Annotated in this window: 11 protein-coding genes; 7 read left to right on the plus strand and 4 right to left on the minus strand. The window is 61.0% G+C overall.

Annotation, left to right across the window (positions count from 1 at the left end; all coding sequences use genetic code 11):
• Positions 1–34: 34 nt before the first annotated feature.
• Positions 35–1,006, minus strand: coding sequence for a hypothetical protein (locus ACPWR9_RS11905; RefSeq protein WP_426296746.1), 972 nt, complete (start codon positions 1,004–1,006; stop codon positions 35–37).
• 221 nt (positions 1,007–1,227) lie between these two features.
• Here ACPWR9_RS11905 and ACPWR9_RS11910 point away from each other — a divergent pair, with 221 nt between their 5' ends.
• The 5 genes from ACPWR9_RS11910 to ACPWR9_RS11930 all read left to right on the plus strand — a co-directional run bounded on the left by ACPWR9_RS11910 (position 1,228) and on the right by ACPWR9_RS11930 (position 6,194).
• Entirely contained in the window at positions 1,228–1,887 is a 660-nt protein-coding gene (locus ACPWR9_RS11910) for a response regulator transcription factor (RefSeq protein WP_426296745.1), read from the plus strand.
• Positions 1,884–3,245: a sensor histidine kinase gene (locus tag ACPWR9_RS11915; RefSeq protein WP_426296744.1), complete on the plus strand. Its 1,362-nt coding sequence runs from the start codon at positions 1,884–1,886 to the stop codon at positions 3,243–3,245. Before ACPWR9_RS11910 ends, ACPWR9_RS11915 begins: the two co-directional genes overlap by 4 nt.
• 28 nt (positions 3,246–3,273) lie before the next feature.
• Complete coding sequence (locus ACPWR9_RS11920) at positions 3,274–5,013, plus strand: glycosyltransferase family 39 protein (RefSeq protein WP_426296743.1); 1,740 nt, start codon at positions 3,274–3,276, stop codon at positions 5,011–5,013.
• A gap of 223 nt (positions 5,014–5,236) precedes the next feature.
• Positions 5,237–5,683 carry a hypothetical protein gene (locus ACPWR9_RS11925; protein ID WP_426296742.1) on the plus strand — a complete coding sequence of 149 codons (447 nt, stop codon included), beginning with the start codon at positions 5,237–5,239 and terminating at the stop codon, positions 5,681–5,683.
• A gap of 61 nt (positions 5,684–5,744) precedes the next feature.
• The gene (locus ACPWR9_RS11930; RefSeq protein ID WP_426296741.1) at positions 5,745–6,194 is read left to right on the plus strand and encodes a hypothetical protein; all 450 of its coding nucleotides are present in this window, start codon (positions 5,745–5,747) and stop codon (positions 6,192–6,194) included.
• Between the two features lie 45 nt (positions 6,195–6,239).
• On the opposite strand, the gene ACPWR9_RS11935 is transcribed toward ACPWR9_RS11930, so the two are convergent.
• Positions 6,240–6,488: a helix-turn-helix domain-containing protein gene (locus ACPWR9_RS11935; RefSeq protein WP_426296740.1), complete on the minus strand. Its 249-nt coding sequence runs from the start codon at positions 6,486–6,488 to the stop codon at positions 6,240–6,242.
• A 310-nt stretch (positions 6,489–6,798) separates the two neighbouring features.
• Between ACPWR9_RS11935 and ACPWR9_RS11940 the strand changes: the two genes are divergently transcribed.
• The gene (locus tag ACPWR9_RS11940; RefSeq protein ID WP_426296739.1) at positions 6,799–9,030 is read left to right on the plus strand and encodes a hypothetical protein; all 2,232 of its coding nucleotides are present in this window, start codon (positions 6,799–6,801) and stop codon (positions 9,028–9,030) included.
• A 117-nt stretch (positions 9,031–9,147) separates the two neighbouring features.
• Here ACPWR9_RS11940 and ACPWR9_RS11945 read toward each other — a convergent pair whose 3' ends face one another.
• Both ACPWR9_RS11945 and ACPWR9_RS11950 read right to left on the minus strand, forming a co-directional pair.
• Positions 9,148–9,975 (minus strand): family 1 encapsulin nanocompartment shell protein, encoded by an 828-nt coding sequence (locus ACPWR9_RS11945; protein WP_426296738.1) that lies wholly within the window; start codon positions 9,973–9,975, stop codon positions 9,148–9,150.
• On the minus strand, positions 9,972–11,093 hold the full coding sequence (locus ACPWR9_RS11950; protein WP_426296737.1) for a Dyp-type peroxidase: 1,122 nt from the start codon (positions 11,091–11,093) through the stop codon (positions 9,972–9,974). Before ACPWR9_RS11950 ends, ACPWR9_RS11945 begins: the two co-directional genes overlap by 4 nt.
• A 386-nt stretch (positions 11,094–11,479) precedes the next feature.
• Between ACPWR9_RS11950 and ACPWR9_RS11955 the strand changes: the two genes are divergently transcribed.
• A complete protein-coding gene (locus tag ACPWR9_RS11955; protein ID WP_426296736.1) occupies positions 11,480–14,635 on the plus strand; it encodes an efflux RND transporter permease subunit in 3,156 nt (1,051 codons plus the stop codon).
• The last annotated feature ends 10 nt before the right edge of the window (positions 14,636–14,645 follow it).

Raw genomic sequence — 14,645 nt, forward strand, 5'->3', positions numbered from 1 at the left:
GACGGTGAAAGACGGCGGCTCACGTCGGATCAAATCACGTGAGACTTGGGTAGCAGGTATTCAGCCAGAGCGTGCTGGGTGCCGTTGCGATATCGGTTGAGCCCGCGACCATCAGCGCTCGGTGCAAGGGTGCCGACGAGCCTTCAATTAGCGGTATCTCCGGTCCGTCGGAGGGCCGTGACGGATCGGGTCGCGGAGGGGCGAGCCGCGCAACCCGTTCATAGTCGATACCCCGACTAGGATCCACACCAGACCCCGCCCAGCGAAATTTCTGGAGCGCGGCACTGATCACAAAGCCGACGTCGAGGACAAATCTGTGGAGTACCTCCGTTACCGACTCGTCGCCTAACCAATCGAAGAAACCGGCTTCGGGTTCGGGCTCGGCAAAGGCCTCTTCCACCTCTGGACCGAACACGTCCTCCCCGAAACTCACCCACCCCGTTGGTTCAGGCGGAGGGGCCGTCTCGCTAGCCAGCAGTGCCGCCATTTTGCGTTCCCCAATTTCTGCAAGACCATCCGCCAACCACATCAAATCGGGATTCAATCTCGCTCGCACCTCGTCACGTCGGAGGCTCATCAACGTTCTGGCCGTCAGGCGCTCGCCAATCGGAAACCGGGCGTGGGGTAGTTCGAGGCTTAGGGAAGCCTCGACCACTTGCATCAAGCGCGCCCGTTGCGTGTCGTCCATATAGGCGGGCACGACCATTTCATTGCCAATCTCAGGATCAAGGGTGCCAACACGATGAATCGCCCCCACGATGTGAGAGCAGATATCGCTCACCGTTTGACTGTATCGAATCGGTAGTTGCGCAGCTAAGGCTTGCAGCCGAGCGTCCGGCGTCGGCGCGGACGCCCCGGCAGTCGAGCGCCCCTCCGGCGACTGCCCCATCGCTTGCCACTGCGCTACTGCTGCGCTTACGCCATGTGTGCCACTTATCATTTCACCCTCCGTCATCGTTGAATTGGCGGATCCATCTTCCCCGCGTGCCACATAGGTGACTTTCACGATTCGCCCGGTCAAATTCCCGAAGATCGGAGGTAACTTCAAATAAACCCTCTAAGTGTTTGTTTAATTGCACCATTTCATGGCATAGTCGCGCCGGCACGCGTCGACCTTCACTAAGTTTCTCCTAAGTTTCGCGCGCTATCGTGCGCCTCAGTGGTTCAATGGGGACCACCGTGATCTGGCGCGCGCCTTGCGTAGCGCCGCAGGAATTTCGGAAAACCATGCGGATATTGCTCGTAGAAGACGACGACATGATCGGTGAGGCCATGATGCAGGCGCTCAAAGACGCCTCCTATGCCGCCGATTGGTGTCGCGACGGCGAGGCAGCACTCTCGGCGCTGGCCGCCCACACCTACGACCTCATGCTGCTCGACCTCGGCCTGCCCGGGCGCGACGGCTGGGATGTGTTGCGTGCCCACCGCGGATCGGGCGGACACACGCCGATCATCGTCGTGACGGCGCGCGACGGCGCTGAAGACATCATTCAAGGTCTGGATCTCGGCGCCGACGACTTCGTCGTCAAGCCTTTCGAAGTGGGTGAACTGCTCGCCCGCATGCGTGCTGTCATCCGTCGGCAAGCCGGTGTGGCGGTACCCGTCCTCACGAACGGCGCCCTCTCGCTCGACCCCGCAACGCACGAAGCCACCTACGGCGACAACAAATGCGTGCTGTCGGCACGCGAGTACGCCTTGCTGCACGCGCTCATGCTGCGCCCGGGCACGATCCTCTCGCGCGACGCGTTGGAGCATCGCCTCTACGGTTGGGGCGAGGAAATCGAGAGCAACATGATCGACTTCCTGATTCATGCCATCCGCAAGAAGCTCGGTGCGAATGTCATCCGCAATATTCGTGGTGCTGGCTGGTTGGTGCCCAAGGCATGACGATGCGTTCGTTGCAGTCGCGTCTGGTGGTCACGCTCTCCGTTTGTGCGGTGGCGCTGGGCATCGTCGCGGGTCTGGTCTCTTACGCGGCCGCCTTTCGCGAGGCGTATCGCTTTCAAGACGATCAGCTACTGCAACTCGCGGCACTCGTCGACACCAGCAACCTGAACGGTGCCGACGAAGCCTTTCACGCCTTGCCGATTCAGGATCACGATTACCGACTGACGGTGCAGGCGCTGGGGCGCACCTTTCCCGTCTCGCTGACGGACGGCTTCCACACGGTAGACCCGACCACACGCGGCGCCCACACGTGGCGCGCCTACGTGCGCACCATTTCGCCGGATTTGCGCATCGTGGTGGCTCAACCGACGGAAGGACGCAATGAGATCGCCCGCAACAGCGGTCTGCGCACCGCGTTGCCGTTCGTCGTCTTCGTGCCGCTGCTCATCGGCGCCATTTTGCTGACCGTGCGACGCGCCTTCCGTCCGTTACAACAACTGGCCGAGGGCGTGGATGCGCGACGCGATACCGATCTGCGCGCCCTCGATGCGGCGGGCGCACCCAAGGAAATCGAACCGTTTATCGTCTCGATCAACCGGTTGCTGGCACGACTGGCCAAGGCGCTTGATGAACAACGCCGCTTCGTCGCCGACGCCGCGCACGAGATGCGCTCGCCGGTCACGGCACTGGTGATTCAGTCGGAAAACCTCGATCGCGCCCTTGCGCCAGTGGCACTCGACACCGAGACGCGTGCGCGCCTGACCAAACTCAAGAGCGGCTTGCAACGCACTCGCGGCCTGCTCGAACAGCTGCTCACGCTCGCCCGTGCCCAAAGCGCCCGCACTGCCGAAGCCGCCCCACTGGCGCTATTGCCTGCGGTGCACGAAGCGTTAGAAGACGTTTTCGTGCTCGCCGACCGCAAGAACATCGTGCTCGATCTGGTCGATGCGGCCCCGGGCCTGCGGGTCGCGGGGACCAAACGCGAGATTGTCACGCTGCTGAGTAATCTTGTTGGCAATGCCGTGCGTTATACCCCGGGGGGCGGCACGGTATCGGTGCGGCTGTCGGCCACGGGCGCCGAGGCCGCGATCGACGTGATCGACACGGGCCCGGGTATCGACGCCGACAAGCGCGAGCGCGTGTTCGACGCGTTCTACCGTGCCAACGAGATACGAGAGTCGCACGTGGGCAGTCTGGGCACAGAAGGCACAGGTCTGGGACTCGCTATCGTACGTGCCATCGTCGACCGCCTCGGCGGTCACGTGCATTTGAAGGACGCCAGTCAGGTCGCACCGCGCGGGTTGCATGTCCGCGTGACGCTGCCGAACCCCGATGTTTCGCAACCCCCGTTCCATTAATTCAACAAGACCGGAAAGTTTCGCATTCATGACCACACGCCCTCAACGTGACGCCGGATTAGAACCCTGGCCGATCTCTCCCGCCGCCCTCCTCTGGCTGCTGGCCGTCTTCGCGCTGGTCTGGTTCGGCCTGCTCAACTGGCGGCACCTGATCCCGAGCGACGAAGGCCGCTATGCGGAGATGGCCCGCGAAATGCTGGTCACCGGCGATTGGGTCACGCCGCGCTACAACGGCTATCTCTACTTCGAGAAGCCGCCGCTGCAAACGTGGATGAATGCGCTCACGTTCATGGTGTTCGGTCTGGGCGATTGGCAAGCGCGCCTGTGGACGGCACTGACTGGCTTCGGCGGCGTGCTGCTGGTGGGTTACACCGGACGCCGGGTGTTCGGCGCACGTGCGGGTCTTTTCGCCGCCATTGCACTGGCGAGCGCACCGCTGTGGGCCTTGCTGGGTCACTTCAACGTGCTGGACATGGGCCTGTCGTTCATGATGGCCATCGTGCTGTGCGCGCTGTTGTTGGCGCAACGCCCGGGGCTGACCGACACGCAAACGCGCAACTGGATGTGGCTGTGCTGGGCCGCCATGGGGCTGTCGATTCTGAGCAAGGGCCTGATCGGCGTGGTGTTGCCGGGCGCGGTGCTGGTGGTCTACACGCTGATCGCGCGTGACTGGGCGTTGTGGAAGCGTCTGTATATCGTGAGTGGCCTGATCGTGTTGCTGGCGGTCACGGTGCCTTGGTTCGCCGCCGTGATGGCGCGTAACCCGTCGTTCTTCGATTTCTTCTTCGTGAACGAGCACTTCAACCGCTTCCTGAAGCCGGATCACCATCGTAACGGCCCGCTGTATTACTTCGTGCCGGTGATTATCGTGGGCTTCCTGCCGTGGCTGTCGATGCTGCCGCGGACGATTTCGGCGTCGCGCGCTGCACCGCGTCAGGCGAACGGCTTCCGTCCGGTGACGATGCTGTGGGTCTGGGCGATCCTGATCTTCTGCTTCTTCTCGGTCTCGCACTCGAAGCTGATTTCGTATGTGCTGCCGATTGCACCGGCGCTCGCGATGCTCATCGGTCTCGGGTTGGCTAGCCTGACTCGCGAGTCGCTGCGCAAGCATCTGGTGTTTTCGGTGGTGCTGTTCGTCGCGACGATCGTGACGTGTCTGGTGTTCCTGTCGCACCACTCTGACAGCCGTAACCCGGTCGAGGCGTATCGCGAGTTCTCGTACTACTTGTATGCGGCGAGCTTTGCTGGGCTGATCGGGATTGGCATTACCTACTGGTTGGCGAAGCGCAGCACGAAGCAGGCGTTGATTGCGTTCGCGGGCACGTGGCTTGCCTTCACGATGATCGGCGGCTCGGGGCATGAGGCGTTCGGTCGCGGCAGCTCGGGGATCGATTTGGTACCGGCGGTGCGTGCTGAGATGCAGCGTCTGGGCCCGGATACGCCTTTCTATTCGGTGGGCACGCTCGACCACACGATGCCGTACTACCTGCAACAGCCGATGACCATGGTCGCGGTGCAGGACGAGTTGGAGTTCGGCATCTCGCAAGCCCCGGATAGCTGGATTCCGACGCTCAACAAGTTTGCCGATGTTTGGATGGCTGCGCCCAAGGCGCTCGCCCTTGTCGATCCGGAGAAGTTCACGGTGCTGGAAACACTCGGCTTGCCGATGAAGGTGATTGCGCGCGATAACCGTCGCGTGATGATCGAGAAGCCGATGGTCGGGGATGCGGTGCCTGCGGCACCTGCTGCACCGGCGGCGGAGAAGTAAGCTTTCGCGCAGTTGGTGGTTTGTTGACGATGGCCCTGTCTACACAGGGCCATTTTTGTTTTCACTGATAGATACGCCGAGGGTTGCGTTCACCTGTCAACGTTGACAGTTGTCGCACCTTCGCTCGCCGTGGGAGATTGAAAGCGACGTACCCACGCTGCCGTGCCATCGTTACGTACTCCACGTCACGACATGCCTTTCTCGTACTTTTTGGGAGTGAATCATGGACACGCCGGAGAAATTCACCGAGGACTTCACGTCGGATTACGTTCACCGCCTCCTCGACCGCTTCATCAAAGACCCTGTGTTTCTCGCATTTATGGACATCACGGTCCTTTCGGGCACGATCGGGTTCAGTCGTGCGTCCAGGTGGAGAATGGAGCTACCTACCCGGGGGAACATACTCGCGCTTTCGCCGAACTCGAAGGCCAAGTTCCAGTTTGATTTTTCGGTGCGTAGCGTGCGTTTCGGATGTGCTGCCGGTGACTCGTCGTGCGAGATCAACTACTTCGATTTCGATGGAAGACTGCTGCACACAGCTCGCCCGCCAAAAAACAACGAGCCAGATCGGTGGGTCGACTACGCGCGAGATACGGCAGACATTAGGTCTGTCGTGATCACCGACCGCGGCACATTGACGGAAGTGGACCACTTTATCGTGCAGACGTGACTGGTCGTCGCTAACGGCGAGCACGGGCAGTAAAACCGCCATCAACTTTTGGGAGCGCATCATGGACACGCCGGAGCAGTTCACCGAGGACTTCGAGTCGGATTACGTTTTCCGCCTCCTCAGTGTCCCCATCAAAGACCCTTTGTTTTTCTCATTTATGGACATCACGGTCTTGTCGGGCACGATCGTGTTCTTTAATACGTCCAGGTGGAAGGCGGATCAACCTACCCGGGGGAACATACTCACGCTTTCGCCGAACTCTAAGGCCAAGTTCGAGTTTGATTTTCCGGTGCGTAGCGTGCGTTTCGGATGCGCTGCCGGAGACTCTTCGTGCGAGTTCAACTACTACGATTCCGATGGAAAACTGCTGCAAACGGCTCGCCCGCCCAAATACAACGGCGAGCGCTATCGGTGGATCGACTACGCGCGAGATACGGCAGACATCAAGTCTGTCGAGATCACCGACCGCGGCACTGTGACAGAATTGGACAACTTTATCGTGCAGAAGTGACCGGTCGTCGCTAACGGCGAGCATGGGCGATAAGACTTCCGTCAACTACCACGCCATATCGGAAGTCACCGGGGCGACGTCCCGCGACTGAACTACGAGGTCGAGGCCGTAAAGCCCCATCAATGCCATCAACTGCTCGACCGAAATAATTCGAGGGTCCAGTTCTAGCGCCGACATACGACTCTGACTCAATGCCAGTCTCACCGCAGCTTCACGCTGAGTCAGTCCAGCCGCGCGACGCGCCGAGCGCAAGATTTCGCCGAGTTGCATCGGCACCGTGACGAGGTGATTCATGGCGACTTACCTTAAATGCCGGGATTTTCACTTCAGTTGATATTCGCGTAAATGAGGAATAGCTGAATATCGGGTAAAGGCGCTTTACCCGATATGCAGGTAGGCGTGTCACCGCGCCGTACTGGCCACCCTGTCAACGTTGACAGTTGTCGAGCCTTCACTCGCCGTGGGAGATTGAACGCGACATCCCATGCCGTGCCATCGTTCCGTCCTGACAGCCTTCGACACTTGAACGCTCAGGAATGGAAAGAGATCGCGATCTCGCTCCGACGTCACGACATTCCTCTCTCAGCCCTTTGCGGAGTGCACCATGAATGCTCGTGATTTAATGCCGCTCTCTCCACCGACTGATCAGCCGGATCCTACGTTCTCTGAACCGCCCAGTGTGCGCGAAGCCGTCAACAGTCAACTCGACTCGGCGCATACCGCCCCGAACGGCGCCACGGTCGTTGTGCCGATCTACCCCGGGCAAGGGGCCGGAGATTCCGTACGCATCGATTGGGTCGGCTTCGCCGTCGATGGCTCGCCGGTCGACTTCGACGACGAACGGCCCGTCTTTGGCGGTGACGTCGGCCGCGAAATGACCTTTACCGTGCCGCAAGCGACCGTCGAAGGCACCGCTGGCGGTCATTGCTATATCACCTACACCGTCACCGCTTTTGGGGAAGCGGCGCGCGCCACGCCACAACCCAAGCCGCAGACCTCGGTGCCGTTGACGCTAACCGTGTTGGGTGGATCGGACCAACCGCCAGCGCCAACTGTGGATCGCGTCGCCGACGGCATGCTCGATCCCGATGCCAACCCCGGCGGCACGGTCGCTCACGTTCCGGCGGGTGTGACGCAGGCCGGGGACGTGGTGCATATGCATTGGATTGGCGCGACAAGTTACACCGATTGGTTCCCGGTCAATGCCGGTACGGCAGGTAAAGCGCTCCCCTTCGACATCGCCCGCAATCTCATCGACGAAAGCCGCAACCGGCACGTCAGCGTGTATTACGAGATCGAACGCGGCGGGGCCACGATCAAATCCGGCACCTTGCGCTTTTCCGTGGGCGAAGTTCAGCTATTGCCTGCGCCCGACTTGCCCGATGCCGTCGACGATGAGCTCGATCCGGGAGGCATCACAGGAGACGTGCCTGTCGTCGCCCCCGCCGAGGCCGACTTGGAAGCCGGGGATGTCGTGACCGTGCACGTGGACGGCCCGAAAGGCTCCGATACCGCTTCTCGCGGGGTCCCCGGCAGCGGTACCGGGCAGTCCCTCACCGTGCTCATGCCTGTCAAAGTCTTTCGGGACAACCTCGGAGAGGATGTCGACGTCTACTACACCGTCACGCGCTTCGTTGACGGGCGAGAAGACGTTTCCGACATCAGAACCCTTCGGATTCGCACGGCTGCGCTTGTGTTGCCCTCGCCTCGTATCAAAGAGGCCAGTGGTAACGAACTCGACCCATTCGATGCCGCCGACTCACTCACGGCCACGGTGTTCTACAACGGCGCACAACCGACCGATGAGGTGCGGGTTACGTGGGCAGGCAACGGTGCTGATGGGAGCTATCAATCCGACTGGATCTTTGTGGGCAGCGTGCCAAGAGACATCGCGCTCGATCCGGCAGTCGTGCCATTTAACATCGATCGAACTGTGACGGTGACGTACGAAGTCCGGCGTGATGGCGCGTCGGCTGGTGTTTCCGATCCGCTGATGCTCAATGTCCTGGCGCTGGATACCTCGCCAGGAGGGCCGCTGCCTACGCCGCAACTCAAAGACATTGACGGCGATGAACTTGATCTGGAGTTGGTTGCGAATGGCGGTGTCGTCACCGTCACGCCGCCGTGGCCGTTCATTGCTGAAGGCCAGCGGTTCTGGCTGGATTTGGAAGGGACTGATGCTGATGGCAATCCGCATACCTATCGGCAGGCGAATGGGGTGTTGGTGAATGCGCAGCACGTTGAGGTCGGGCTTACAAATCGGCAGGTGCCTGCTAGCTACTTTGCGCCGCTCGCAGACGGCTCGACGCTGAGGATCGTGTTCAAAGTCACGTTCGACGGGTCAGCTAACGTGGCTGATGCGGTTACGTTCCCGCTGAGAACCTACACGGTTGACAAGATGCCGACGACGCTTACCGAGGACTTCGAATCGGCAAAATTCGAAAACATTCCTGTCAATGGCGTCGTACCTCTCGCATTCATGAATGTAAAAAATCTGCGTGGAAAGGTTGCTATTCGGTTGTATGACTATTCGTTACCGGATTCGTCTCCTATCCGGGGTAAAGTTCTAGAGCTTCTGCTTGCTGCGAAAGTCAACGTTGAGTTTGACTTCCCAATTCGTCGCATACGTCTCGGATGCGAGACTGGTACCGCCTTGTGCCAAGTGGATTTCTACGATGCCAACGGAAAGCATCTGCATTCGCGGACCACTCCGCCTCAAGGAAGTCAGAAACCCGCATGGTTTCAATACTCACGAAATCAGGCAGACATTAAATCTATTGTGTTCACAGACAATGGCCAGTTTACATACCTGGACAACTTCACCGTGGAGGCATAATCCCTGCGACATGCCCGCACCCAAATCACAGAAAACGGTTTGGAAATAGAAAAGGGCTGAGGACACCGCGCAATCGGCCCTCAGCCCTTCTCTTTACATTCAAGCGACTAAGCCGCCTTACTTCGCCTTAGCCGTCTTAGCCGCCACACCCGGCGCCACCGAAACACTCGCCTCAGCCGTCAGCATCAGGAACGTAAACGTCTCTTCCAGATACAGCCGCACCGTATCGGCGTTGTGATCCAAATACCCAATCGACAGGTCTTGTCCGATGTGCATCTCGTAGTCACCGCCGCGCGTCGACACGATGGCGCCGCCGTCGATAGCCGGTGCCCAGATGATCTCGCCGCTCACGATGTGGCCGATGTGTTCGAGAATCGGGTAGCCCTGATCGTTGGCTTCGGCAACCGCCGTGTAGGCATCCGCGCCCAGCAGCACGCTGTACGGACCGTCGACACCCTCCAACCGCAGTTGCTCCAATGCCTTGGCAATCACCGTCGGATAATCCGCGATGTCTTTCGGCAGCGGCAGTACCGGGTTCGACGTGCCTTCACGCACGCCGATGATCTGCGCAGCCTTATAACCGTCGAAAATCGCGCGGTCTTCGGCATAAGCCAGCTTGATCGCGGCATCCTTCGCCGGTTGCCAGTCGGAATCGTTCGCGCCGCGCTCGACGTCGTCGATTGCCTCACGCGACAACTCGAACGGCACGCGCAGCACTACCAGCGGCAGCACCTGACGTTGACGTGCGTCCACGCCCTTCAACGGCGAGGCAATCGACTTCTGATGACCGGTGCCCACGCCAGCCAGCGCGAGGCCGCCCGGCCCTTTCACGTCGACCACGCGGCGCGCAGCCACCGTGCGCTTGAACGTACGCGCGACTTCTTCTTCGATCTGCTCCCATGCGGCGTTCGAAATGGGGGCCAGTTCGCGATGCAGGTTATTCATGCCTGAGAAACTCCTTTGAGCGATCCGATATTCAACGAACCTGCCACCGGGGCAGCGCTCGCATTACTAGGGGAGGAAGCGGTAGCGTCGAGCACCGCCGTATTCATCGGCTGCGCATCGATCAACGTCTTGATCACCGGCGACTCCGTCGCAGCCGCAACCGGCTCGCGGTCCGCCAATTCTTCCAGCAACGACGCCGACGGCACGAAGAACAACCCGCCCGTCACCGCCGTACTGAAGTCGAGCAACCGGTCGTAATTACCCGGCGGCTTGCCGACAAACATGTTTTCCAGCATCTGCTCGATCGGCGCAGGCGAGCGCGCATAGCCGATGAAGAACGTGCCGAACTCGCCAGAACCGGGGCGGCCGAACGGCATGTTGTCGCGCAGAATCTTGATTTCCTTACCGTTTTCTTCGAGCGTCGTCAGCGAGCTATGCGAATTGCTCGGCTTCACGGCTTCGTCGAGCTCGACGTCCGAGAGCTTGGTGCGCCCGATAATGCGCTCCTGCACTTCCACCGGCAGCGCATTCCAACCGGTCATGTCGTGCAGATACTTCTGCACCAGCACGTAACTGCCACCGGCAAACTCGGGGTCTTCGTCGCCCATGACGGTGAAGTCGACAGCTTCCTGACCCACGGGGTTCTCGGTGCCGTCGACAAAGCCGACCATGCTGCGCATATCGAAATAGCGGAAACCGTGCACTTCATCGACCACGGTCACGGCATCGCCCAGCTTGTTCAGCATGAGCGTCGCCAGATCGAAGCAAAGATCCATCTGATCGGCGCGAATGTGCAGCAGCAAATCGCCGGGGGTTGCCGGGGCATGGCGCTTGCCCGCACCGAATTCACGGAACGGATGCAGTTCTGCCGGGGCCGGGTCGCCGAACAGGCGGTCCCACGCGTTGTCGCTGAAACCGACAACGCACGAGAGGTTGCCGGACGGCACGCGCTTGCCCACTGAGCGCACGTAAGCGGCGGCATCGGCGCACCAGCCACGTACCGTCGCATGCGCGGCGGCATCGTCGCGAACGGTCGCAACAATAAAGATGGCGCTGCGGGTGACGGTGCCAGACACCGGTTGAGGTTCGGGGGGAGGAGACGTCGGACGTTCAGTCATTGCTTTCCTGCGTGGGGCTGGGGTTCTCGACTGCGTCGCACGCCGTACGCTATCGGGCGGCGACTTTTGGTGTGCCTAATATATAACGCAACACACCGTAATATGCCACTCCCTTTGCAATCCCCCCACGCAAAGCCTTATCGGACGGGCCTCTGCGGGGCGTGCGCCGTTATATGGCAATTCCGCCATTTTGGCGTCATTTTGGCGTTGGCAGTGCGCCACTACTATGGCGGCGTTCCGGGGCCCATGCCGCGGGTGCGTTGTCGTGCGCACCGACACATCGGCTGACCCTAGCCCGGACCGACGCCACCCGCCCACTGGCCGTGGCCGTCGACCGGCCCTTGTCTGTACGTCTAGCTGCGACTGCGCCCGAGCGCGTCTGAACCATGTGGATTGTTAACGTTGCGCTCAAACGGCCTTACACGTTCATCGTGATGGCCATCATGATTCTGCTCGCCACGCCGCTCACGCTCATGCGCACGCCCGTGGACGTGCTGCCGGAAATCAACATCCCGGTCATCAGCGTGATCTGGACGTACACCGGCTTGTCTGCCCAAGACATCGCCGACCGGATGATCTCCGGCAACGAACGCGGCCTGACGACCACCGTCAACAACATCGAGCACATCGAGTCGCAGTCGCTGCCGGGCATCGGCATCATCAAGATCTTCCTGCAACCCACCGCCAACGTGCAGACGGCCATTGCGCAAGTGGTGGCCGTCGAGCAAGCGCAGGTCAAGCAGATGCCGCCCGGGGCCACACCGCCACTGGTCATCAGCTACTCGGCGTCGTCGATTCCCGTGATGCAGTTGGGTCTGTCGAGCCCGAGCCTGTCGGAACCGGCGCTCAACGACACGGCGCTCAACTTCCTACGCCCGCAACTGGTGACGATTCCCGGCGCTGCGGTGCCCTACCCGTACGGCGGTAAGACGCGCCTGATCTCGGTCGACATCGACTCGCGCGCCCTGCTCGCTAAGGGCCTGACTGCGCAAGACGTGGTGGCCGCCGTCAACGCCCAGAACCTGATTCTGCCAACCGGTACGGCCAAGATCGGTCCGCGCGAATACAACGTGGACATGAACGGCTCGCCACCGACCGTCGAAGGTCTGAACAATATTCCGGTGCGCACGGTCGGTGGTGCCACGACGTACCTGCGGGAAGTCGCGCACGTTCGCACGGGCTTTTCACCGCAAACGAATATCGTGCGTCAGAACGGCCAGCGCGGCGTGCTGATGTCGATCATGAAGACGGGCGACGCCTCGACGCTCTCGGTCGTCGACTCGCTCAAGGCCATCCTGCCGGAAGCCCGCGCCGCCCTGCCCGCCGACCTGAAAATCTCGGCGCTGTTCGATCAGTCGGTCTTCGTGAAGGCCGCCGTGCAAGGCGTGGTGCATGAAGCGCTGATCGCCGCAGCCCTCACGGCCGCGATGATTCTGCTGTTCCTCGGCAACTGGCGCAGCACCTGCATCATCGCCATCTCCATTCCGCTGTCGATCCTGTCGTCGCTGCTGGCACTGCATGCGCTCGGCCAGACGATCAACATCATGACGCTGGGTGGACTGGCGCTCGCCGTGGGTATTCTCGTGGACGATGCGACAGTGACCATCGAGAACATCGAACGGCACTTGCACATGGGCACACCGCTACACGAGGCGATTCTCGAAGGTGCGGGCGAAATCGCCGTGCCTGCGCTAGTCTCGACGCTGTGTATCTGTATCGTGTTCGTGCCGATGTTCTTCCTGACCGGCGTGGCGCGTTACCTGTTCGTGCCGCTGGCCGAAGCGGTGGTGTTCGCGATGCTGGCGTCGTACATCCTCTCGCGTACGCTCGTGCCCACGCTCGCCATGCTGCTCATGGGCCACGCACATCAGCCGGCCCCGAATGCGAAGCCGGGGATGTTCCGCCGTATTTACCTGCGGTTCGACGCTGGCTTCGAGCGCATGCGCGGCGCATACATCGTGGTGCTCTCCAACCTGCTGGTACGCCGCCGCATGTTTGCGCTGAGCTTCCTGGCGTTCTGTGTGCTGTCGATGGGGTTGGTGTTCGCGCTCGGTGCGGACTTCTTCCCGACGGTCGACGCAGGCGATATCCGCCTGCACATGCGCGCGCCCACCGGCACTCGGATCGAAGAAACCGCCCGTCTTGCCGACGAAGTGGAAAAGGTCGTGCGCGAAGTCGTCCCCGCCAACGAGCTGGAGACGATTCTCGACAACCTCGGGCTGCCGTATAGCGGTATCAACCTCTCATATAGCAACGCGGGCACCATCGGCACGCTCGATGGCGAGATTCAGATCGCGCTGAACGAAGGCCATCACCCGACCGCCGGTTATATCGACAAGCTGCGGGCGATCCTGCCGCAACGCTTCCCCGGCGTGGAGTTCTTCTTTCAGCCCGCCGATATCGTTACGCAGATTCTCAACTTCGGTCTGCCTGCCGCCATCGACATTCAGATCAGCGGCAATCAACAACTCGCCAACTTCGACATTGCAACGAAGCTGCTCAAGCAAGTGCGGCAAGTGCCGGGCACGGTGGACACCCATATTCAGCAACGCGTGAATGCCCCGACGCTGCATCTCGACATGGACCGCACGCGCCTTCAGCAACTGAACCTGAATGCCAACGCCGTCGCGCAGAACGTGCTGATTTCGCTCTCGGGCAGCTCGCAGACGTCGCCGGGTTTCTGGTTCAACAGTCAGAACGGCGTGGAATACAGCCTGTCGGTGCAGGCCCCGCAATACCGCGTGAGTTCGATTGATGACCTGCTGCGCACGCCGGTGGCGGGCACGGCCAACAACGGCCAGCCGCAGTTGCTCGCCAACTTCGTGAAAGTGGTGCCGAAGGAGCAATTCGCGGTGGTCAGCCACTACAACATCCGCCCGGTCATCGACTTGTACGTGAGCGTGGAAGGTCGCGACCTCGGCAGCGTGGCGGGTGACATCAACAAGCTGGTCGACCAAGCCCGTAAAAACCTGCCGCGCGGCAGCCAGATCGTGGTGCGCGGTCAGGTCAGCACGATGCAAAGCTCGTATCTGGGGCTCGGCGTCGGCGTGGCGATGGCGATCGTGCTGGTCTACCTGCTCATCGTGGTGAATTTCCAGTCGTGGGTCGACCCGCTCATCATCGTGAGCGCCCTGCCCGCCGCGCTCGCTGGCATCGTCTGGATGCTATTCCTGACAGGCACTCGGCTCTCGGTGCCTGCGCTTACCGGCGCCATCATGACCATGGGGGTGGCCACCGCGAACAGTATTCTCGTGGTCGCCTTCGCCCGCCAGCGCATGGAGTCGGGTATGGCGCCGCTCAAGGCCGCGCTGGAAGCCGGTGCTGGCCGTATCCGCCCGGTGTTGATGACGGCGCTCGCGATGATTATCGGGATGGTGCCGATGGCACTGGGGCTCGGCGAAGGCGCGGAACAAAACGCACCGCTGGGACGCGCCGTGATCGGCGGCCTGATGTTCGCCACGGTTTCGACACTCTTCTTCGTGCCGCTCGTGTTCGCCGGGGTGCATACCCGACTCGCGCGTCGCAAAAAAACTGCTTCTTGATGGGTTGACT

Source organism: Pandoraea pneumonica (genome assembly GCF_049918595.1).
Classification (GTDB): domain Bacteria; phylum Pseudomonadota; class Gammaproteobacteria; order Burkholderiales; family Burkholderiaceae; genus Pandoraea; species Pandoraea pneumonica_A.

Excerpts from the sequence above, each read along its gene's own strand:
- ACPWR9_RS11910 (WP_426296745.1), top strand. The coding sequence starts at position 1,228 with ATGCGGATATTGCTCGTAGAAGACGACGACATGATCGGTGAGGCCATG.
- ACPWR9_RS11915 (WP_426296744.1), top strand. The coding sequence starts at position 1,884 with ATGACGATGCGTTCGTTGCAGTCGCGTCTGGTGGTCACGCTCTCCGTT.
- ACPWR9_RS11920 (WP_426296743.1), top strand. The coding sequence starts at position 3,274 with ATGACCACACGCCCTCAACGTGACGCCGGATTAGAACCCTGGCCGATC.
- ACPWR9_RS11925 (WP_426296742.1), top strand. The coding sequence starts at position 5,237 with ATGGACACGCCGGAGAAATTCACCGAGGACTTCACGTCGGATTACGTT.
- ACPWR9_RS11930 (WP_426296741.1), top strand. The coding sequence starts at position 5,745 with ATGGACACGCCGGAGCAGTTCACCGAGGACTTCGAGTCGGATTACGTT.
- ACPWR9_RS11935 (WP_426296740.1), bottom strand. The coding sequence starts at position 6,488 with ATGAATCACCTCGTCACGGTGCCGATGCAACTCGGCGAAATCTTGCGC.
- ACPWR9_RS11940 (WP_426296739.1), top strand. The coding sequence starts at position 6,799 with ATGAATGCTCGTGATTTAATGCCGCTCTCTCCACCGACTGATCAGCCG.
- ACPWR9_RS11945 (WP_426296738.1), bottom strand. The coding sequence starts at position 9,975 with ATGAATAACCTGCATCGCGAACTGGCCCCCATTTCGAACGCCGCATGG.
- ACPWR9_RS11950 (WP_426296737.1), bottom strand. The coding sequence starts at position 11,093 with ATGACTGAACGTCCGACGTCTCCTCCCCCCGAACCTCAACCGGTGTCT.
- ACPWR9_RS11955 (WP_426296736.1), top strand. The coding sequence starts at position 11,480 with ATGTGGATTGTTAACGTTGCGCTCAAACGGCCTTACACGTTCATCGTG.